Source organism: Gammaproteobacteria bacterium (assembly GCA_013816845.1).
Classification (GTDB): domain Bacteria; phylum Pseudomonadota; class Gammaproteobacteria; order DSM-16500; family DSM-16500; genus Aquicella.
This window is the reverse complement of record JACDDU010000008.1, coordinates 17133-39752: the sequence shown is the minus strand read 5'-3', so window position 1 is coordinate 39752 and position 22620 is coordinate 17133. Positions and strand designations below refer to the sequence as shown.

The following is a 22620-nucleotide window of genomic DNA, read 5'->3' as shown; positions in this document are numbered from 1 at the left end:
ATCCCATCTCGAACTCAGAAGTGAAACCATTTAGCGCCTATGATAGTGTGGACCTGATCCGCGCAAAAGTCGGTCATCGCCAGGCGCTAATTACTAAAACCCCCGCTTAACACCGGGGGTTTTTTTTTAAATCTATTTTTTTTAAATCTAAAATATAAAACAATAATGAATGCCAAAACCAAATTAGAAATATTCATAAAAAACAATGATAAGAATTGCTATTTTAAACGTTTTGAATTATAACTTTTGCTCGCAAATAAAAACGCTGGCGTAGCTCAGTTGGTAGAGCAGCTGATTTGTAATCAGCAGGTCGCGGGTTCGAGTCCCATCGCCAGCTTGTCAATAGAATCAATAAGTTAAAGTCGTTTCGCAATCCCTTAAAAGTCTTTTTTTAACGCAATTTATTTGATTGGGTTCCTGTTAGGGTTCCTCGGGAGGCCTTGTTGAAAGATTTTTTGTGTATTTTCTACACTAATCATCAAATGAAGAAAGACTATTTAGTTTTTAGAGTTTCTGGGTTTAAAGACGTTGTACTCTGTGGGAAGGCTCGGAAGCAGATATTTCCCCACGAGCAAAGAACTCCAACATAGAATAACTGTTTTTCATTTGGAATTTCTATTTGGCTAATGTTCTGCCAATTCAAAAAGACAACTTCATTTGTCTTTGGTTTTTTGAATAAGACACCTTTATCAAGATTACGAAGAATAGCTAATGAGTACTTCTGTCCATTGTTAAGAGTGGTACTTGCTAAAATCGGATTTTTACTTGAGAAATCGCGGTATCATAACCTATGGCTAGCGCGTATCCGATTATAATTGGTAGATAAATAATAACTAACTGCATTGTTATACTTCTTTCTTGCTGTATACGTGGCGAATTTGATAGCGTTTCCCCTATCGAAAACCACAAGAAAGATAGTATCAAAAAAGCAGCACGAGCTTCAGGTACATAACTCTGCCCAAAGAGTAAGAAACAAACAAATATAATGATTATGGTATATTTTAAAAACTTCCAAGGCCGTGCTCGTCTTTTTTTCGTAAGTTCGGGATTAGAGGTAGATGCTGCTATTTCATCTTCTGTTTTTCCTTGTTCAATACGTCGAGTAAGTAAAATTAAAAAAATACTTCCAGATAAAATAATAGTGACTGCTGGCGTCCAGTTTAACGCTGAGTTTATGACATCGCTCATCGTTAGAGGAATTTGAGAAAGTGTTAATCCAAGGCTCCAAAAGTAAGCATAGTTGTAAGCGACAGAGCATATAACAACAAGATAAATGCCAAGAGAAATGAACCTAGTTAATGTATCAGTGCCGTTGAAGTGTTCCCTCATTATTTAGCGTCCATATAAGAGATTCTATGAAGTGAAGTAATAATCTTAGTCGATAGAGAGAGTTTTAGTCGATGGGAAAAGTGCGCCTACTTCAATTTTAAGAGTTTTAGCAATTTTTATCAGGTTTATTGCAGCTAGATTACGCTCTCCTCGCTCAACGCGGAGGCAATTTTAAAGTTTCAATCAGGAAATGTTGGCAGCATTGGCGTTACTCATTTACTTAATAAAATAGATGCTAGAAGCGACATGCTCGAAGTATACGGTCAAGATTTTTCGTTAAAAATTGATCTATATAAGTTGCGCTATAAAAATGAAGCAACTGTGCTATATAAAGAAGCAACGGATCATTGGAATAGCATTTCACATCCCACATGCAAAAAAAATTTACTTAAAAGTGAATCGGAAGCATTCCTCACTGCAATTTCGCAAAACAATCCCACATTAATTCGTAGTCATTATCCTGATGCCGTCAAAACGCTTAAAGTCGCATTGGCAATGAATCAATCCTCAGCGTTGAGCCAATTTACCACCTTTTCTTCGTAATTTTTACCCGTAGCTGCTACGTGTATTTCTCTCTGAACATGATTCTATAATCGCGGTGTTATTTATTATTAAAAATTATAACAATGTGAGGAAGCATTATGTCAGCAATACGACCATTCTGTTATTTGATGGCGAGAAAATTTCCCTAAATTGTCAAAAAAAGTATTTATTTGGGAGGTAGCGCTATGGACGCACATGTGAGGCGTTGCAGGAAGTTGGGCAAAATAAGGACTGCTTTCGTAATTTATTCTCTTAACCGCCTCAAAATATTTCAACTCAAAAATGCAATAGGGTCAGTAGCACTCACTGCCATACCTGCGGTATCATCCCCACTTTTAATTCATCCGCAGAACCGCCACATTACGATTCAACATTTAGGTTCCCGTGAGAATGCATCGATTATTAGGATAATTACGTGCTAAAAGATATTGGATATCGCTTAGAAAGGGATGCTAGAAAACTAAGGAGTGCCCGTGCTTTTTAACTCATTTTCTTTTATTTTTATTTTCCTCCCCCTAGCTCTAACCATTTACTATCTATTAGCCAGAAGCTCGAGCGCAACATTACAAATGCTTTGGCTCACGCTTATTTCATTTGTCTTTTATGCATGCTGGAAAAAAATCTACTTACTTTTGTTAATAGGTTCAGTAGGTGTCAATTACACATTTGCTCATTTTTTAATGCAATATAAAAATAAATACCTCCTCACGATGGGTCTTATTTTCAATATAGGCGTGCTGGTTTATTTTAAATATGCTGGATTCTTTTTAGAAAATATTTCAGCGCTTTCCGGTATAGATTTATCTATCACCCACATTGCTTTACCGCTTGGCATTTCCTTTATTACTTTTCAAAAAATTACGTATTTATTGGATATTTACCGTGGCCGTATTGAACAAAACCATTTTCTTAACTTTCTAGTATTCATTAGCTTCTTCCCGCAACTCATCGCAGGACCCATTGTCCGCTATAACCAAATGATGCCGCAGTTTTCTAATACCCGCCCGAAGCGGTTTCGTTACAGCTACTTCAACTTAGGCATGAGTTTATTTATTTTTGGCCTTGCCAAAAAAGTATTATTAGCAGATACAGCTGCACTGTATGTTGATCCTGCTTATGCTGCCATGCAGCAGGGCGCCTCGCTTTCTTTCGTCGAAACGTGGGTAGCTGTGTTGGCTTATACTTTTCAAATTTATTTTGATTTTTCTGGTTATAGCGACATGGCAATTGGGCTTGCTAAAATGTTTGGCATTCGATTGCCCCTCAATTTCAATTCGCCTTACAAAGCCAAAAATATTATTGAATTTTGGCGACGATGGCACATGACGTTATCGTTTTTCTTACGTGATTTTGTATATATTCCTCTCGGTGGCAACCGACAGGGAACAAAACGAAAGCATGCTAATTTAATGGCAACTATGTTGCTGGGGGGGTTATGGCACGGGGCAAATTGGACATTTGTATTGTGGGGTGGTGTTCACGGACTTTTGCTCGTGACGAATCATCTTTGGCATAACGTCCTTATTAATTTGAAATGGGAAAAAGTGCAGCATCAATTGAGCTATCGCGTCTTAGCACTCCTCTTAACGTTCGTTTGTGTCATTTTAGCTTGGGTTTTGTTCAGAGCTCCCGACATGAAAACTGCTAACATCGTATACACGGGATTACTAGGCTTGCATGGATTTGCAGTGTTGCCTGACTCATATCTGCATCATACTCCCGCCGTTCCATTCTTACATAAGTACTTGCATCTCGCTTATTCACCCCAACTCACGATATATGCATCTTGTATCTACGTGTTGGGGATGCTGAGTGTAATTTGGTTGTTACCTAATACCCAGCAACTCCTCCGCCGGGCTAAGAATGTCAATCTTACCGGCTTAAATAAAATATTAGTGTGGCGTCCGGGATTTGCTCATTTGTTTTTTACCACCATGTTATTTTATGTTGCACTTGCCATCATGTTGGATTTTCATCCCAAACCTTTTGAATATTTTGCCTTTTAAGGATGGCGTAAAGATGACTTCATTCCGTCTCTTGAAGAAAAAACATAAGATTTGGTTTTTTAGCTTTATCGGATTCCAATTGATTTTTTTATGTGGCACCTTGCTTATTAACCCTTATCGTTTAATGCCATTCTCTGTCACCATCGTGGGTCTGAATGACATCAAGCCTAAACTTTATGATCACCAACGGTGGATTAAACTGTTTGATATCGCGCATATTAAACCTAAAACAGTATTATTGGGCAGTTCACGTATTTTATGGGGATTGGATCCTAAGCATCCTTTACTCAACGATCCAGCTTATCAACCCGTTTATAATGCGGGTATCCTTGGACCTCCTATTTATGAAGTGGAGCGCTATTTTAAGCATGCGCTCGCTATGCAGCCGAATATTAAACGCATTATTCTAGGGCTTGATTTTTATGCTTTTAACCAAAAATTTGATGGCAGAACTTTTGATATTGAAAAAAGTTTTGGCAAGAACGAGCGCGAGTTACTGTTGTTACATAAAAATTTAGTTTACGATTTAAGTGCTATTTTTAAAACAATACGTTACAGTTTTAAGCGCAAATATGTAAAGACTATTCGACAAGATGGCAGGTTAACGCCCGCTCCTCTTGATGCGCCCGTACTATATAAAGATTTTTTTACGCTTAATAAATTACCACTCTTCCCTATTCCCCCAGGTGACCCCAAAGTAAAACCCAAAGAAATGAAGAGTGTATTGTATGATCCTTTTCAACTCTCCGAAGTTGATTTGAAAGCATTACAAAACATGATCAATGTGTGTGAAGAACGCAATATTGAACTACTTATTTTTATGACACCTTCATTTGCTCAACCTGGGATAAGAGGAACCGAGATTGAAGTTTTCCATAGTTTAAACATTTGGGAAGACTATAAAACGTTACTAAAAAAGATAAGTACCATGCATCCTTTCTGGTCTTTTGTTGGACCGAACGAAATAACAAGCAATAAAGCAAATTTTATTGATAGCTCACATTATGTTTTTGCTGTTGGCGATAAGATTATTTCCAAAATGTTGAATGTAACAGATAAAACAATTCCTAAAAAATTTGGTCGATATATTAATTCGACTAACGTAGATAGTTACTTGCAAGATTTAGAGACTGAATATATTCGAAACCTCTAGTTTCATCATTTCAAACTTAATAGTGAAGTAATAAGTCAATAAGTTATTGTTTACACCAAAAATATTTCTCTATAAATAAGAGTAAACTTAATAGATAGGAACAAAAGTAAATAGGTAGCTAATGGCCACCCTAGGGGCTTATGAATTAACTGAAAAAATTTATGAGAGTGAATTCTCGCTCGTTCAAAAGGGAATTCAGCGGGACACTCAACAGCCTGTAATTATTAAAATTTTTCTTAATCTCTATCCAACCGTTGAACAAATCATTGAATTTAAACATGAATATCAAACACTTCTGCAGTTACAAGGCGTAGAATATGTGCCCCAAGTTTTAGATTTTCGCCAAGAAAAAGAAAATTGGATTTTGATCGTATCAGATATCCAAGCCACAACACTCAAATCCATTATCAATAAAAAGCCTCTTGAACTTAATTTATTTTTTAAAATCGCAATCAAAATATTATCTGCCTTAGAAATTATCCATGCGAAAGGGATTTTGCATAAGGATATTAATCCCTTTAATTTAGTCTATAACGAAAAAACTGAAGCCCTTCAAGTCATTGATTACGGACTTGCAACACGACTCGTTAATGAAAATGTCAAAAATAAAAATCTGAGTGCTTTGCAAGGGACGCTTGCCTATATTGCACCTGAACAAACCGGCAGAATTAATCGTAGTGTTGATCAACGAAGCGACTTGTATTCACTAGGTATTACTTTTTATGAAATGCTAACTGGTCAACTCCCTTTTCAATCAATAGAGCCGCTCCAAGCTATTTATCAACATATCGTAAAGAATGCAACACCACCTCATGAAATCAACAATGAGGTGCCGGAAATGATTTCAGCCATAGTGATGAAAATGATTGCTAAAAAGGCTGAAGATCGCTATCAATCCGAATATGGTATCAAAATGGATTTGCTTCGATGTAAAGAAGCCTTAGAAGAAAATAAAGGTATTATTCCTTCGTTTAAGATAGGCCTTGATGATATTGACAACACATTTAAAGTTCCTGAAAAGTTATACGGTCGGGAAACTGAAATAAGACTGTTATTAAATTTGTTTGATAAAGTATGTCTGGGTAGCCAAGAAGTGGCTGTTATATCTGGACCGGCGGGCGTGGGTAAATCGAGTTTAATTCAAGAAATTTATAAACCTATTGTTGAGCATCACGGTTATTTTATTGAAGGTAAATTTGATCAGTATAAAAAAAATATTCCTTGCCTTGCTTTAAGTCGAATGTTAGCTGATTTAGTCGAGAAAATTCTTACTGAAAGTAAAGAGCAATTAGCCTATTGGAAACAATTACTTTTAAAAGCAACGGATGGAAATGGTCAAATTCTTATTGACCTTGCCCCCGAGCTCGAGCGCATCATCGGGCCACAACCTAAATTGGCCGAGGTATCTCCTGAAGCCTCAATGCAACGTTTTTTAAATGTTTTAAAAAAAACGATTCAATCCATTGCGCAACCTCAACATCCAATCGTTATTTTTTGGGATGATTTACAATGGGGGGATGCACTTTCATTTCGATTATTAAAAAAATGGTTGTCCGAAATCGATTCAGGCAATATTTTTTTTATATTTTCTTATCGAAGTGAGGAGGTGGGTCCCACGCACCCATTTAATATTTTATTAGGACAAATAAAAGATAATCTCTCCCTCAATCATATACATCTTCAACCACTATCCTTGGCTTCAGTGGATCAAATGCTAAGTGATAGTCTACATGCAAACCACATCGATATAGCAGCCTTCGGACAATTGTGTTATGAAAAAACCAATGGAAATGCATTTTTCTTAAAACAGTTTTTAGAAGATTTATCTAAAAAGCATTTAATTCACTATGAAATAAAAACCCATCATTGGCATTGGGAAGTGGAGGAAATACGAAAACAACACGTTTCTGAAAATGTCGTTGATTTAATGATTGTCCAACTCAAGGGGTTGCCCCCTGCGACGCGAGAAGTTTTGAGTATAGGAGCTTGCATTGGTAACGCTTTTGATCTAAAAACATTAGCCCTTTTGATTAGTAAAAGCGAAAAGGACACTGCTCAAATCATTGAGCCCGCTCTATTTCAAAATTATTTGGTTCCATTAAATGAACAGTATCGCTATGCCAGAGAAAGTGAAAATTCAGGTGCAGTTTATCAATTTGCACATGATAAAATTCAAGAAGCTGCTTACAAGTTACTTTCGGACGATGAAAGCGCTGCATTCCATCTACAAATTGGTCGGTTCATGCATTCCCGTCTCAAAATTGATGATGCCCATAATATCATTAATATTGTTGATCATTTGGATAAGGGTAGAAATTTAATAACAAGTGCAGAGGAAAAAATTGCTTTAGCCCAATTAAATTTACAAGCTGGAATCAAAGCAAAATTTTCGCAAGCTTATGACCAGAGTCTATATTATCTTGAGATTGGGTTGTCTTTGTTAGGAAAATCGCCTTGGAAAAATCATTATAATTTAACACTGGAGCTTTATAACGAATCCGCTTTAGTCAACAGTGTTATACCTAATTATGAAAAATTAACATTGTATGGTGAGCAAATTACACAGCACGCCAAAACCGTTTTGGATGCGATTAATTTTTATAAAGTGCAAATTTTTGCTCTTTTATCCCAAGAAAAAGATAATGAAGCGATTTTATTAGCAATTCAAACTTTAAATAAGCTTAATTACCATTTACCTCTTGAGGCAGGCGATCGACATATTGTTGTAGCCATAGCAAAAGCGAGATATGCCGACCTGCGATACTCAATTAAAAATCTCTCTCGCGAACAAATTATTGATAAAAGAATAATAGCTATTGCCCAAATTATGGGTGAAATTGTATCAACTTCATTCTTACAAAAACCAAACTTATCTATCATTTTAATGTGCGAATTTTATTTTCTCACCCGTCGTTATAAAATGATCGATTTTTTGCCTTACAGTATGATTTGTTACGGAATGATCATTGCGGGTATCTTTAAAAATTTCAAAAAAGGATTTGCATGCGCAGAGCAAGCAGTCGCAATCATGAATAAGTATCACGTTAGAATAAATAATACTAAAATAATATTTCTTTATTATTACTTTTTTAATCATCTTAAATTTGGCTATAAAGAAAATTTACATATGCTCTACGATGGGTATACATCAGGCTTAGAAAATGGTGACTTAGAGTATGCTATTTATTGTTTAGATTTTCCCATTGCTAGTCAACATATTGCATCAGTTAATTTAAAAGATCTTATTGAACGTTCCAGAATTATTTTGAATGATCTCATTAAGATGAAAATTAAATATAAAATCACCATGTATCATCGCATTCACCATCAAGCGTTAATTAACTTAATTGAAGCTAATATTGATCAGGATATCTTGAAGGGTGAGTATTTTGATGAAAATGAGCAATTACCCTTAATTTATAAGCGAGGCGATGAACAAGGGCTGGCTATTCTTTATATTAATAAACTTATGCTTGCAGTTTTTTTCAATAAAGATGAAGACGCATTTAAATATGCAAATGTTTTAAGGCCTATCATACGCTATCAATTATGTAGTATGTATTATCCGCTTAATTTGTACTTTAGTCTTGTTGCTAATATTCGTAGCTATCCAAAGTTAAGTTTCTTACAGCGGTTGAAATATCGATTTTATATTATGCTTGATTTACATCAATTAAAAAAATTAGGTCAACTCTCGCCTAAGAATTTTTTGCACAAATATTATATTGCTTATGCAGGATGGCTGAATTTACAGGGCAAGCAAGAATTAGCTATGCAAATGTATGAAAAAGCCATTGTTGTTTCTCGGCAGCAAGAATCTACTTACGACCTTGCTTTGGCCAATGAATCACTGGGTGAATTGTATGTAAAGCAAGGCAAAGAAAAGGTAGCGAAGATTTACCTTATCGAAGCTTATTATGCATATAGTCAGTGGGGCGCAAGTAGCAAGGTACGTCAATTTGAAATGCTTTATCCCTGGTTGAGCAAAGCTGCCTTAGTGCCTAGTTTAAATATGGATACCACTATTTCGTTTTCCTCGCGTAGCATTCAATCACAAACATTAGATTATAACTCAGCTTTAAAAGCATCAGTTGCCTTAGCCAATGAAATTGTTTTTCCTAAACTGATTGCGCGCTTGTTGGAAATATTAGTTGAAAACCTTGGTAGCGAAAGATGTATTTTATTACAAAATAATGATAATGAACTTTACATTGAAGGCGAATACACTGATAAAGATAAAATTATTTCTGTGATGCAGGCGATACCCATTCGTAGTAAAGAGTTATACCTGCCTTTATCAGTTATCCAGTATGTTCATGCTACACAAGAAAGTATTGTCTTAGATGATGCGTTAAATGCCAAAAAATTTATGCGTGATCCCTACCTTATTAAATCCGGTGCAAAATCAGTGCTTTGTACTCCAATTAATTATCAAGGAAATTTGCTTGGCTTACTTTATTTTGAAAATAATCAATCGAGTAATGTATTTACCGAGCAACGGTTGGAATTTTTACGTATTTTATCATCCCAAATTGGTATTTCTATACAAAATGCTAAATTGCATGCAAGTTTTGAAAGGTTTGTACCCAAACAGTTCTTAGAACTTTTGGGAAAGGAAGACTTCTCGTCGGTCAAGCTGGGCGATAACATTCAAAAAACAATTAGCGTCCTCTTTACTGATATTAGGAATTTTACTGCTCTTACTGAAAAAGAAAATGTTGCCGCAGTCTTTGCGTTGCTTAACAATTATTTAAGCTACATTGAACCCATTATTTCTAAGCATAATGGATTTATTGATAAATTCATTGGTGATGCTATCATGGCTTTGTTTCCTGATTCACCAGATGATGCTGTTGCTGCTGGAATTGAAATTCAACAAGCTATTGTTTTATTTAATCAGCAGTATCATGCGCGACTATCTACAGGTATAGGTATCAACACGGGTCTTTGTATGCTGGGCACCTTAGGCAGTACTCATCGAATGGATGGATCGGTAATTAGCGATGCAGTTAATACAGCTTCCCGGATTGAATCGCTCAATAAAACTTATGGCACAACATTGCTTATCTCAGATGAAGTACTTCGTCGCTTAGGGAGGCGACAAGAATTCATTTTTAGATTCGTAGACCAAATAACGTTGCGGGGAAAAGTTTCTGAAAATATCCTTTGGGAAGTTATCGACGGCCTACCCCTTGCTGAAAAAGCTCAAAAAATTAAATATCTTTCATTGTATGAGCAAGGAATTGCTGCCTACAAAAATTCAGATTATCAAGTAGCAGAACGTTATTTTAATGAATATTTACAACATATCCCCCACGATCACTTAACCGAACTATATTTAACGCGTTGTGCTAAAGAGAAAAAAAATTCTCAAGCTAATATTTAACGCTCATGCTAGCTGTCTTTTTTAATAACTTTATCTAAAATTTCTTGACGAAGTTGCCTTGTTTTTATCAAGATGCGTGCATCTAAATGGAATGCTTAAGGTAGGAAATTTTATGCTAAGCCAGCTTCTCAATATTTGTACTAACTTAATTAATAATACTGATCACGCCTTTAACCAATTAGCCAAGGGGGCACTTAAGCACATTGAGCCCACCACCCTCATTGCCACGTCTGCAGAAGCGATTCTTCTAACGCAAAAAAATTATTCATTAACAACTTATCTCACTGCTGCAATAGCAAGTTATTTACAAATAAAAAATGGAATGGCAATTCATCAGGAATGGAATAGTAAAAAAATAATGGGTCAACTTCTGGATGCAGCAACGCTTACTGCTGTTCGCCTTCCGTATGTCGGTCCCAAAGTTGAGAGCACCATTATTAAAGGTGTGAAAGATTTGTTAGGTCCTTATAAAGATCATACCGAGCAAATAAGAAATGAAATAGGCATTGTCCCTATTGAGGTCTTACCCGAAACCGGCATGGCCCCTGATGAAATCCGGAAGTTATTTATAAATCTACATCAATACTATAAGCAAGGAACACACAGCGGATCGGTTTATAATCAGTTTGAAGCAGAATTATTTGAGTTATTAAAAGATGTATTTGGAGCCACAGCACTGACTAACCCTATGCATCCGATTTGGCCGCTTATCAATGAAATGGAAGCGATGGTTTTTTCAATCTGTAAAAATTTATTTCATGCCCCCGAGGATACGCACGGCATTTTAACGCATGGGGGAACGGGTAGTATCATTGAAGCTTGTAATGCGTATGTCCAATATGCTCGTCAAGTACTGGGAATTGAAAATCCCGAAATTATTGTTCCCGATACAATTCATGTTGCCTTTGATGATAAAACTTCGAAACTACTTCATGCTAAATTAGTGCCGGTACCAGTTGATCCTCTTACTGGGAAAGCAGACGTAGCAAAAATGGAAGCTGCGATTACCCGAAATACAATTTTATTAGTAGGTTCGGCACCCTGCTTTCCCTATGGCGTCATAGACCCCATTCAAGATTTGGCAAACCTTGCAAAAAAACATCATATCTTTCTTCACGTCGATGCATGTTTAGGCGGATTCTTATTTCCATTTGCAAATCCTGCAACGCACAAACTTCCTGTCTGTGACTTTGCAGCCGATGGTGTTAATAGCATCTCAGCGGATATACATAAATTTGGATTAGGACCGAAAGGACTTTCGATTGCTTTATTTCGAAATCGAAATCTTTTTTCACCTACGCCTACCTATGCCAATCTTTCATTTAAGGGCGGATTGTATGTGACTCCGGGCTTTCTTGATGGATCGCGAAGTGGAGCTTCCGTTGCGCTTGCGTTAACGGTCCTTTTGTATTATGGCAAAGATAAATATAAAGAAATTACTGAAAAAATATTGAATGTGACGGAGAAGCTCACTGAAAGACTTAAACAAGTTGAAGGAATTACAGTACCCTTTACTCCGGATTTATCACTTATTTATCTGCGCACTGATCCAAATATTAATCACCATTTAGTGGCAGAGAAGTTTGAGGAGCCAGATAAGGAGAAGGGAAAATTTGGATGGTCGGTGAACGACATGGCGCACGGTTTTCATTTTTGTCTCACGTCTGAGCACACTCAAGACCCAGAATTTGTTAATAATTTTGTCCGTGATCTCGAATCTGCAATTCAATATGTTAAATCGCATCCCAATGAAAAACCGAAAGGTGTTGCTAAAGCTTATAAATACATCGACACCGGATTTTTACCGCCTGTTATTCAAAATCTTGTAGGTGATATTTATGAACGCATTTCACAAACACTTCCCCATCACACTATTCCATTTTTTTGGAAAGCATTTGCGAAAAACGAAAATGTTGCTGATAAGACAGTTAATGGCAATGAAAAGACTGCATTGACGATGTGACTTTTTTATTAACAATAGCTAATTTTTTCTATTCCATTTAAACGTTGTAAGGTTTTCGCAAAAATCTTTTTGTCTCGGCGAAAGAATGGGAAAACCAAATAAACTAAAAGGTTGCTTGCCATTTGGTAAAGTGTTTAAGGGTTTGACTTCGGATGAAGGCTTAATGACCTTCTTATTTTCAGAAAAATAAGTAGAAGTAGAAGTAGAAGTAGAAGTATGAAGATTTTGTTGGACCATGGGACCCTGGGGCGGACTCAAATTAATGAATATACCTGGTCGAGCTTTGAACGTAACCTCGCTAAAGGTTAAGTTGTTTTTAAAAGCTTTCAAAGTATAGGGTTCTTCTCGAGGTGGGATATTAATATACATAACCCCTCCATCATGCGACGTTGAGGTAAGATTGCGGGAAAAGGGATTGGTTTTATCTTTAAGCCAACCTTTTTCGAAAATACTAAAATAAAATGGCTTGATCGATGTGTCTGGAAATAAAACCGTTTTTGCATCGGCTTCGCCTTGAGGGATGTCGAACAGGGTTTTATTGTAAGCGGTCACAGTCGTTGCTACGGTACAAGCATTTGGGTTGAATGCAGCACCCATGGCATAAGAAAATAATGTGACTGCAAAATCCGAAGGCACTTGAAAAGAGATATTATGCAACGGATCGTTAAGGCCTGCTTGCGGTACAATCATCGTTCCACTCTGCGTAGTCAGAAACCCTCCCTTCTCTAAAGTGAGGGTAATGGGTGCGCCAATGGGCCAGGGGATAGGCCCGAATAAACCTTCGTTATTGGTTTCGATCTTTTGGCCATTTTCGAGGATCGTGATAGTCGCGCTAGGAATGGGCGCCGCGGTTAGAAAAGATTGGGCAAAGCCTGAGACTAAACTGGTTCGCAATTTCTCCTCATCCTGAGTTATTTGCATGCTTTGCAATTTCCTATAAACATCAGTAAGACTAGTATATCGAAATATGATTGTTTATCAGAGTAGATTATTTTTAGATCACTTAGGCCCTATAAAAATTAAACAAAAGATAAGCCTTACGTTGTATGGCCATGAATATAAAGCGAAGAACTCAAGGGCTATGATTTGAATTTATAAATATACCTATGTTTTAAGCATAGTTTTTTTAAAATTTAAAAAATAGGAATAAGTCAAACACACCCCTTACCCGTGATTTTTTCTACCTCCGCCTGGATGAAAGGTGTAGGATGCGACGAAAATAATTATATTCATTTCATTCCCAAGGAATCTAGCTGCATGAAAGTCATTATCATTGGCGCAGGCACTGCGGGTTTAACTTGCGCCATTGGCTGCCGGCGCGCCGGGATGGAAGTTATTTTAGTAGATCAAGCAAAGGAATTAAAAAATATTGGTGGCGGACTTTTGCTTTGGCCCCATGGCTTACGGTATTTAGATTGGTTGGGAATCGGCGAAGAAATAAGACAGTATTATGTTAAAGTGACCGGATGCAGTGTAATTAGTTCTTCCGGTGAAGAAATTTTTAATGAACCCTACGCGGAGCTTTATTCTAAGCTTTCCGGTGAAATTTTGCCGATTGATCGAAGCCAACTGCAGCAAGCCTTGCTCCGCTGTTTACCTCAAGACTTTTTACAGCTAAATAAGCAATGCGTGAACGTTCAGCATTACCCAGATTATGTCGAAGTTGCGTTCGCTGATGGCACAACCTTATCAGCCGACCTCGTAATTGGTGCCGATGGAATCCATTCTCGCGTAAGGCAAACTCTTTATCCCAGTGCCGAGCTTCTTTATACCGGACATTATTGGTGGGGCGGGATTATTTCCCAAAAAGATCTTTCCTTGTCAGCAGAGTGTGTCACCATGCTGATGAGCGTTGGCAAAATGGCGATCATTTGGCCCACTTACCAAAACAAGTTCATGTGGTATTTACCGGTCAAAATGCCGTTGCAAACATCTCCTACCGCCCTCCCTAATCTCACGACGGTCGCTGAGAATTGGCATCCCATCATAGACGAAATTATCCAATCACCACCCACTGCACAAAATTTTCATTTACCCATTTATGCAGTGGAACCTTTGTCCACAACAGTTTTTGACCGGGTCGTCTTGATTGGTGATGCGAGTCATGGATTAGGCCCTGTTCTAGGCCAAGGTGCAAGTAAAGCCATCGAAGATGCATATGCACTGGTGAGCTGTCTGCAACATAGTCGGCAGCCTCTCCAAGAAACATTAGCGTATTTTGCTCGCCTCACCAAAAATAAAAATTCCATTATTAATGAACTTGAAAACCAATCTGCCGCGATGATGATTAATGATGATTTGCACAGCTTGCAATCATTTGAATCACAAATCCAACATCTTAATTTGGTAACCATTTATCAAGATTTAATTCCCTTAGTTAACGATCAAGCTTGCATTAACTTAGCTAAAGCGTGTGAGCAAGTATCAGTCTTACAAGTCGCTTAAGAAGATACCAACAGCTGTGAGGTTAGGGTGCTCACAGTGTTAAGGATTTTTTTGGTTTAAACTTTACTATTGCCTTACGGATATACTTAGAGATAATGCACTGCAATCTGCTCAAGACTTGCATGAAGAGAGCCTAAAACGTAGCATGGTAGGAATTTCGTGTGAGAGAGACCTATGCAAACCTACAAACCTTTCATCCCCCATCACATTAATGCCACCACAGATCATTTAGCAGGTAATGGTGGTTTAGGGCGTTATATTTTTTTACCCGGCTCTGATGGTCGAGCTAAAGAAATTGCGCAACATTTTCATGATGTAACTATTCAAGCGCATCCCAGAGGTCATCATCTTTATCTTGGATCGCTAACAATGGGTACAAAGAAAATTGATGTCGCAACCATTGCAAGCGGAATGGGTTGTCCCAGTATGGAAATTATTTTGCATGAACTATATCACCTCGGAGCAAAACGATTTTTACGCGTTGGTACTGCGGGTTCTTTGCAACCTGATTTAGTGAAGATGGGCGACATCATTAATGTTTCTGCAGCAGTCCGTGATGAAGGCACGACCATTGATTATGTTCCTCTTGCTTACCCTGCAATTTCAGCTTTTGAGTTTAATGCACCTGTTTTACATTCCGCCAAAAAACTTGGTTTTCTTCATCAAGTTCACACTGGCATTGTGCATTGTAAAAGTTCTTTCTATGCGCGAGAATTTGGTGCAGGTCCAAAAAGCCAAGAAAATAAAGGTTACATTGATATGTTATCGCAATGTGGTGTTTTAGCATCTGAAATGGAAACAGCAGCTTTATTCATTCAATCACAAATGTATAACCATCAACTTAGAAGTCAAGGTCAGGGCGCGAAATATCGTGTTTTAGCAGGAGCTATCCTCAGTATTCTTGCCGTACCGCCCCATGATTTTGCACCTCCAGCCATCGCGCGCTCCACGATTGAATCGCTTATTCAGTTGGCTATGGAAACCGTAAAAACATTGGCTCAAACTGAAGTCATTAAAGCGTCAAATTTTGTTCCGGCTTAAAAAATAAGAACCAGCTTGTTCCGTTGCAACTTCAGTAGCTGTGCCCGCAGCGAGGCTAGCTGCTGTTGCAACGAGACCTTGATCTTTTATATCGCGTGCAAATATTCCGAAACGTGCAATTCGACTTAAATAATCAAAAGACATACTCAATCTTTCCCAGCCTTTATCCTTAACATTTTGCTTAGTGAGATCGAGAAGATGAGAAATGAAATGCAAAGTTTGGTTGATGATCCAAATGTTGCCCGTAGCATAGGCTGCTTGTTGCAAGCTCATGACAATTTGCTTTAGCTGGTCTTCATTTTGTGATTGTTTGAAAAACTGCTGGAACTGCATAGCAAAAAGCGCGCCATAATAGGTTATACCTTTTATGGGGATTACGGTCTTATTAGGCCATCCATGTGTACGCAAAGTTAAGGCCAAAACTTTGGTGCTCCCGCGCAATAAGCCATGTCCCACAGCATTTTTAGTTGCAAAGATGACTTTGTCGAATAGCGACGGGGGTAACACTGCGCAAATTTCATCAATTGTTCCCTGTGGGGGCAACTTAATTCCCTTAAAAATCCCTGTCATCGACACAATGTTATGTTTATTACCTTCCGGGTAGGCGCAAAGCATCGGTTGACCAAAAAACTCAAGTCGTCCTTGTTCTTTTTTATCCAAACTTAAAATGTAAATATAGATAGGTTGGCTTGAAATAGGGTCGTGCCTGACTTTAGTTTGCCATTGCCAAGATGTTATGGACTTATGAATTGGTTTTAATTGATAACCCAGTGATGCTAAAGCTCGAGATTCTAATTTATCACCAACAGGTGAGTATTCTGCATTCTTTTCTGCAGCTGGCGGGTTAGTTTCGTAATTTGCAAGTTGATTTGCACTAGGTTCCGGAAGATGTAAAGTGCCAGTCGAAAGTTGGGCATCGACAAAAGCATTCATGTAGTTAATTTGGTTAACCAATTTTTCCATACCTGCAGCAATTTCTTTTTGAGCTAAACCAAGTTGAAGTTCAGCATCCAATTTACTCATTTCAGTTTCATAAGCTTGAACGCTGGCTTTGGCGCGCTGGCAATAACTAATAAGTTGTTCCGCTGTAGTTGTCCCTTTAGCATATTGGGTGTCTAAGGCTTTTAAATTATCTTCAAAGCATTGATTCGATTTTTGTTGTTGAGGTGAGCCTGACAGCAATTCACCCAAACCACCATTAGCCGTATCGATCAAACTAGTCATTAATCCTTGAGCTTGATCTACTAAAGCAATAAAACTTGCAGCAAGTTGGTTGGTTTTCTTTTGGTAAAAATTTGCAAAGATATAAGTGCCGATGGCAGTTTGGATTTCTTTGAAATGAGAAAAGAGTTGTCGAATTTGGCTTAGCGAGTCAAGTAGTGCTAGGGTAGCAAGATAGCGATCTTTATCTTGAGGGGTTACAAAATCAGCAAATTTTATTTTAGCTAAAGATTCTTTTTTTAAACTTAATTGAATAAATGTTTGTCCTTCATTTCTGGTTTCAGTTAAGTGATAAAAAGGGTTGCGATTCAAAAAAGGACTAGCGATTTCATTTTTTGTCGAGGACTCGAGTGCTGCTTGGTAACTTTTGCAAAGAGGCGATAAATGACAATTTTTAGGATAAGCAGTAATAAATTCATCGGCAAAATTATCTGCGACAGGCTCATTAATTAAAAGAAAGTGCAGATAACTTGCTAAATTGGTTTCAAGGCTTTTAGTTTTTATAATAATATCCGAAAGTAAATCAGGCAATTTTTTTTCAGCAATACATTGTGTTAACCCTTTACTAATGTGATGAAGCCGATTCGCAATATCATGTAAATAAAGTTTATCAGGGCCAAAAGTTGGAATGATATGAACTAAATTTTTAATATAACTTTCACGCTTAATTAATTTTTCCAAACTGGCGTGCGTGCATTCAACCCCAGATAATTCATTAAATAACCACGTTTTCAATTCTTCTAGGGCAAGCATGGTTGGGTCATTCATTAATTCGGAATTTTGATTTTTAAACCTGGACGCTTGCCAATTAGCAATTTGTCTAGCTAAATTATCTGCTTCTTGCCATAGAGGGTATTTGATCATGTCTTTCGATTCACGAGAGGGTAACGTGAAAGAAGGATGGGCAGTGAAATTAGCTTTGGGCCTTTGACAAGACCACCAATTATAAAAACGTTTATCCGTATCAAGTTCGAAGGGATTGGCTTTAGATTGGTCCTCCACCACCCCGTATTGATTTTGAATAGCCTTTAAAAGTTCAACTTCTTCATCAGTGTAGCAATATTGATAATGATGATTAATACCAAACCTAAGGTATCGATATGCTTTTTTTGGATACTTAAGCACATCTAACTCTTGTTGGCTTGCCCAAAAAAAAGGGAATTGCATGGTTTGCCAAGCGGATGTAAACCAATAAGGCTTTGCAGATGAGGGGGGTAAAGTTTTTAATACCATCGTAAAAGCCTCAATTGATTATGACCATTTATGATGAAACCGTTAGCCCTTTCTTAAATTATAGTGGCTGGCAGGTGGTAATTTTTCAATTTTAGCGGGTCTACCATATCCAAAATAAGTTTGTGAGCGAGCGTTACGATAGGAAGTCGTGTTCACTTTATTGTTCGCGTGAGAAGATGAGCTCGCTTGTATAGACTCAGATGCGCTATCTGAATCCTGGCGTATCGTTTCTTTTTGCTGAGTGGGTGAATGCTTAGCAGAAAGAGGTTTTGTGGTTTGAGTTGACGTGAAGTAGCCAGGATTGCTTCGTGGAATTAACTGCTCACAAAAAGTGAAAGGACGTTTGCCAGTTTTAATGTTTTGAACAAACTCTTTAAAAGAGGTTTCCTTTAATTCTGGTAAAAGATTTTCCTTTTTTTCTCGTTTTAAAATTTCGCTTTGGTGAAAAGATAAATGATAATTGCTTAAACTTTTAAGTGCATTAATCTTAAATTCAAGCTCGGCCAAGTCCTTATTCTTGTTATCAATTATATCTTGGCTTACTTCACATTTTTTATCTTGTGCAATTTGCAATATCAAATTAGTTTTGTCTTGCTCTAATGTGTCGACTAATTGCTGGTATTCAGCATTTTTACTTAAGGTTGATATGATGTAGGCACGAGAAGCTTTCATTGTTAAAATCAACAACGGTTTATCGGCCAGCGGGTTTAAATTTTTAAGCCAATTTTTCTTTCTTTCTTTCTTTTCTTTTTTTGCGCAAAAGTAAATAGCATTGACCCAATCATCAAAATTTTCGGGTTCCTTAAATTCTTTAAGTAGTTTGGTGCAAGTTGAGATTTTATGTTTTACTTCAGCTGAGCCAATAATTTGAATCGGTTTATTTTCAGATAAATGCCATTTGCGATGACGAATATTGACATAGCTTTCAATAATGCCGCATAACAATTCGCTATCGGGCAATTCCTGAGTATTTGACGATGAAGCACGGTTGACATTAGGCATATAGAATCTCCATTTCTAAGTTGTTCTTTGGCAAGCTGGCTTAGTGTACTGAGGGAACCTTAAGGAAAGCTTAAAGCTTAATAAAATCGAAAGACCACCTTAAGTAGTCTTTCGAGTGCAGGGCGCTTATCGGTGTCGTCGTGAATCGATGTGATGGTGACGATCTTCATGCTTCTTATGATGGGAATCTTTAGCGTGATGATGCGCATGAGGTTGAAAAAATGTCGGCGCATGGGTTTGATTGTTTTGATTCACCATGCTATTTAAAATATTAGAAATATTTGCCATATCGATTTGACTTACAGGCCCATTATCTTTCCGCATAATTTCAATAGCAGGGTGTGGAGCATTATTTACAAAATCAGTCCCTCTTGTTTTGTAAGGTGTGTTAGATAACCCGTTACAAATTACCGGTAATATTTTATTATTAACTTCTTTCTCCAATTCAAATGGTTCTTGATAGAAAGTGCCAATGGGTTGATTTCGGTGATCTCTGGGAGAATTGTTTTGGTCAAAATAAATAAAAGCGAGAGCCACATTACTTTGGTAGGGATTTAAATCTAGACCAGCAAAATTTAATTTCATATAAATTCCTTTTATAGTAAAAATTTCTACTTAACGCACGCACTATAATTTTTTTGTCTTAAACATTGCAAGTTCATTATGCAAATTTATTTTAATACCGACGTTGCTAATAAAAATCACTTCTGCTATACCCAACAGCTACATTGCAAATTTAACAACAACTGATAAGGAGGTCAGGTCGTGTTAAGTAAGCGAACGCATCGCAAATTCAAAAAAGATAGTGTGATGCAGCATCATTCGACGCGTAGTGAAAAGCATTTTTCATCCGATTATGATGACTCATCCGATGAGGAAACGTCGACTGAGAATGTCAATACCTATGATGTTAACCTGGCTTGGGCTTCATTTAAAAAAGCGATGCCAGGTTATACAGGTCCTGATGATTTGCTTTCATTTGTCGTGCATGCTGCGGGCTTGCAATTGCTTTACTCTACGCAAGTTAATACACAATATTATGCACTGAAGCATACGATCCTACATGAAGATCAAGCTTTGGAACGTATCAAGGGAATTTTTTATGAAGGCGCAAAAAAAGCTATAACAGAATCTTTACAAAAATTACTTGAATTCATTGATTATGCTCCGGAAACCTTAGAGACCAAAAAACAAGTACGTGAAAACTTAACATGTCTAGAACGGAAAATATTAGATATTGTTGAGCAGCAACTGGCTCTGCATCTCGAAGTTTTAATTGAGCTTATTAAGTCAAATCGTTTTGCCCAAAGCGCGTTATTTAATACAAAACTGAATTCCTTTGTTGAAGTGATCATTGCAAGTTTAGTGAGTTCAGTTAATTCAGTTTTTAATAAAATCGAGAAAGGCCCAGATCGAAATCTCCTGAAGAAAAAATTATATAAATTAGCGCGTAACAATTTTTTGAGTTTGTTAAGCGATGCCATGCCGCATGATTTGCAGCATTTGTCAGGACAAAAAAAGGCTTTAGAATTTTTAAGTGAATATGAGGGATTTTATCCCCACTCAAACCAACTCTTAAAAACTATCATCCGCACTGCGCATGCGAAAGGCTATGTTAAAACAATGGTGCAGCATTACTTGGATGATCCTGCAAACCATAACGTATTGATGATCGCTTATTTAAAAGATGTTAGAAATATTTTTCATTTGCATCCAAAATCTCATGCGGTTCTTAGCGAAGCCAAAGCATTGATAAAAGAATATGATTCTATCAACCGCCAAAATTTAAGTGATGAAATTTTTACGCATCTTTCTGAAAAATTAACTTCTCAGTGGCAATGTGTCGTAAATTTTTTTTATCGTCCGGTTCTCCCCAAAAGCTACACTTTCTCAAGCAATAATCCTTATAGTTTTTTTGCTAATCTGCGACTCTCCAATCGGTCGCAAAAGCGCCGGTCCCTCAATATACAACATGCTTTATTTCAGAAAGATTGTGTCGCACGATTTTGGCGGCTCTCCCCACAAGCTTCTTCGCATGCCGATGTGATTGAGCTTCAATCTATTTTAGCGGGAAGCTTTGGTCGATTAGATGTGATTTCAGAGCTTGGAAGTTATGAAAAGGTTGCTGAAAACATTGAGCAGATCAAGGCATTTTATGCAGCTAAGCAAATTTTTATTGAAGATAAAGATATTGCTCAGTGGATTCGCACTATTTTTAAGGGAAGTGAGCCTAATCTCGGAGTTTCGGATGGGGAGCAGCTGATTCTGTTAAATAAATTGCAGGCCTTAACTTATCTATTGTTTGGGTGTGAATCGACAAGAAATCCAGCGATGTCAATTGTAAACCAAATGCTTCTCGATTTAATCTTGAAAAAAGATTACCACTTCGCCTCTATTTTATTAACTGAATCTACAGATGAACCATCAAGCCAGACGATGCCCATGGCAACCAAAGGGGCAGTTTCAATCGCCCGGGTTTTAGAATCTCGCTATCGTTCTTTTATGCCGCATGCTTACCATTACCAGGGTATAGAGGAGAGTGATTCTCATACTCCTTTACGATTATCTCAATTTGTTGCAGCCGAGGCTGCGATCGTCAAAGCGTGGCTTAATGTTTTCAGTGGGGAAACGGTCACTCAAACGTCTTTGCAAAAGGAAAAAGCGACCACGATCTTAAATAGGATCGAAGCGCATTTTTCTAACTGGTTTCAATCTGAGCCAGTGAGAAGTCAAGTTGCAGATCCATATAGCTTACGACCTTCAATTCGCTGAGAAATAGATACAAAGTAAGTATCGCATCTTTAAGCAAAAATGATTTAGATGTCGATTGACAACACATGCTGCATCAAGCAAAATTCTCGCTCGATTGAGGAGGGGTTCCCGAGCGGCCAAAGGGATCAGACTGTAAATCTGACGGCTTACGCCTTCGAAGGTTCGAATCCTTCCCCCTCCATACGAAGAATCACTGAGCTCAGAGAACAGAATAGAAAATAGAAAGCTCTATTCTTGGCTTTCTGTCTCTGATTTTTAAGCGGGTGTAGTTCAATGGTAGAACTTCAGCCTTCCAAGCTGATAGCGTGGGTTCGATTCCCATCACCCGCTCAATGCAAGTTTGCCCACATAGCTCAGTCGGTAGAGCACTTCCTTGGTAAGGAAGAGGTCACCGGTTCAAATCCGGTTGTGGGCTATCTGTCATCCTGATTCCTCTTATATAGTACTAGAGGATTAAGTGAGGCAGGGCCTCCTTAAGTTTCGTCTAAACGCGAAAGCCTGAGAAGAAAGCAAATTGAAGAGAGGA

The 22620-nt window shown here is 37.6% G+C and carries 13 protein-coding genes and 4 tRNA genes; 12 read left to right on the top strand and 5 right to left on the bottom strand.

Annotation, left to right across the window (positions count from 1 at the left end; genetic code table 11):
• The first annotated feature begins 264 nt into the window (after window positions 1-264).
• A tRNA-Thr gene (locus H0W64_12610) sits at window positions 265-337 on the top strand.
• A 410-nt stretch (window positions 338-747) separates the two neighbouring features.
• Here H0W64_12610 and H0W64_12605 read toward each other — a convergent pair.
• A complete protein-coding gene (locus H0W64_12605; GenBank protein MBA3662555.1) occupies window positions 748-1329 on the bottom strand; it encodes a hypothetical protein in 582 nt (193 codons plus the stop codon).
• 246 nt (window positions 1330-1575) lie between these two features.
• Here H0W64_12605 and H0W64_12600 point away from each other — a divergent pair, with 246 nt between their 5' ends.
• From H0W64_12600 to H0W64_12580, 5 genes are all read left to right on the top strand, one after another.
• Window positions 1576-1872: a hypothetical protein gene (locus H0W64_12600; GenBank protein MBA3662554.1), complete on the top strand. Its 297-nt coding sequence runs from the start codon at window positions 1576-1578 to the stop codon at window positions 1870-1872.
• A gap of 473 nt (window positions 1873-2345) precedes the next feature.
• On the top strand, window positions 2346-3878 hold the full coding sequence (locus H0W64_12595; GenBank protein ID MBA3662553.1) for an MBOAT family protein: 1533 nt from the start codon (window positions 2346-2348) through the stop codon (window positions 3876-3878).
• A gap of 13 nt (window positions 3879-3891) precedes the next feature.
• Window positions 3892-5031, top strand: a complete 1140-nt coding sequence (locus H0W64_12590) for a hypothetical protein (GenBank protein ID MBA3662552.1) — start codon at window positions 3892-3894, stop codon at window positions 5029-5031.
• Between the two features lie 121 nt (window positions 5032-5152).
• Complete coding sequence (locus H0W64_12585) at window positions 5153-10417, top strand: AAA family ATPase (protein ID MBA3662551.1); 5265 nt, start codon at window positions 5153-5155, stop codon at window positions 10415-10417.
• 112 nt (window positions 10418-10529) lie between these two features.
• Window positions 10530-12380, top strand: a complete 1851-nt coding sequence (locus tag H0W64_12580; protein ID MBA3662550.1) for an aspartate aminotransferase family protein — start codon at window positions 10530-10532, stop codon at window positions 12378-12380.
• A gap of 18 nt (window positions 12381-12398) precedes the next feature.
• Here H0W64_12580 and H0W64_12575 read toward each other — a convergent pair whose 3' ends face one another.
• Window positions 12399-13301, bottom strand: a complete 903-nt coding sequence (locus tag H0W64_12575; protein ID MBA3662549.1) for a carboxypeptidase regulatory-like domain-containing protein — start codon at window positions 13299-13301, stop codon at window positions 12399-12401.
• 336 nt (window positions 13302-13637) lie between these two features.
• Between H0W64_12575 and H0W64_12570 the strand changes: the two genes are divergently transcribed.
• Window positions 13638-14825 carry an FAD-dependent monooxygenase gene (locus tag H0W64_12570; GenBank protein ID MBA3662548.1) on the top strand — a complete coding sequence of 396 codons (1188 nt, stop codon included), beginning with the start codon at window positions 13638-13640 and terminating at the stop codon, window positions 14823-14825.
• A 174-nt stretch (window positions 14826-14999) separates the two neighbouring features.
• Window positions 15000-15866, top strand: coding sequence for a nucleoside phosphorylase (locus H0W64_12565; protein ID MBA3662547.1), 867 nt, complete (start codon window positions 15000-15002; stop codon window positions 15864-15866).
• Here H0W64_12565 and H0W64_12560 read toward each other — a convergent pair.
• The 3 genes from H0W64_12560 to H0W64_12550 all read right to left on the bottom strand — a co-directional run bounded on the left by H0W64_12560 (window position 15846) and on the right by H0W64_12550 (window position 19907).
• Window positions 15846-18320: a hypothetical protein gene (locus H0W64_12560; GenBank protein ID MBA3662546.1), complete on the bottom strand. Its 2475-nt coding sequence runs from the start codon at window positions 18318-18320 to the stop codon at window positions 15846-15848. The genes H0W64_12565 and H0W64_12560 overlap by 21 nt on opposite strands.
• A gap of 42 nt (window positions 18321-18362) precedes the next feature.
• Window positions 18363-19322 (bottom strand): hypothetical protein, encoded by a 960-nt coding sequence (locus H0W64_12555; GenBank protein ID MBA3662545.1) that lies wholly within the window; start codon window positions 19320-19322, stop codon window positions 18363-18365.
• A gap of 126 nt (window positions 19323-19448) precedes the next feature.
• The gene (locus H0W64_12550; GenBank protein ID MBA3662544.1) at window positions 19449-19907 is read right to left on the bottom strand and encodes a hypothetical protein; all 459 of its coding nucleotides are present in this window, start codon (window positions 19905-19907) and stop codon (window positions 19449-19451) included.
• 180 nt (window positions 19908-20087) lie between these two features.
• On the opposite strand from H0W64_12550, the gene H0W64_12545 reads away from it, so the two are divergent.
• From H0W64_12545 to H0W64_12530, 4 genes are all read left to right on the top strand, one after another.
• Window positions 20088-22094, top strand: a complete 2007-nt coding sequence (locus H0W64_12545) for a hypothetical protein (protein ID MBA3662543.1) — start codon at window positions 20088-20090, stop codon at window positions 22092-22094.
• Window positions 22095-22192: 98 nt separating this feature from the next.
• Window positions 22193-22275: transfer RNA gene (locus H0W64_12540), tRNA-Tyr, on the top strand.
• Between the two features lie 78 nt (window positions 22276-22353).
• Window positions 22354-22424 (top strand) — tRNA-Gly (locus H0W64_12535).
• Window positions 22425-22436: 12 nt separating this feature from the next.
• Window positions 22437-22509 (top strand) — tRNA-Thr (locus H0W64_12530).
• The last annotated feature ends 111 nt before the right edge of the window (window positions 22510-22620 follow it).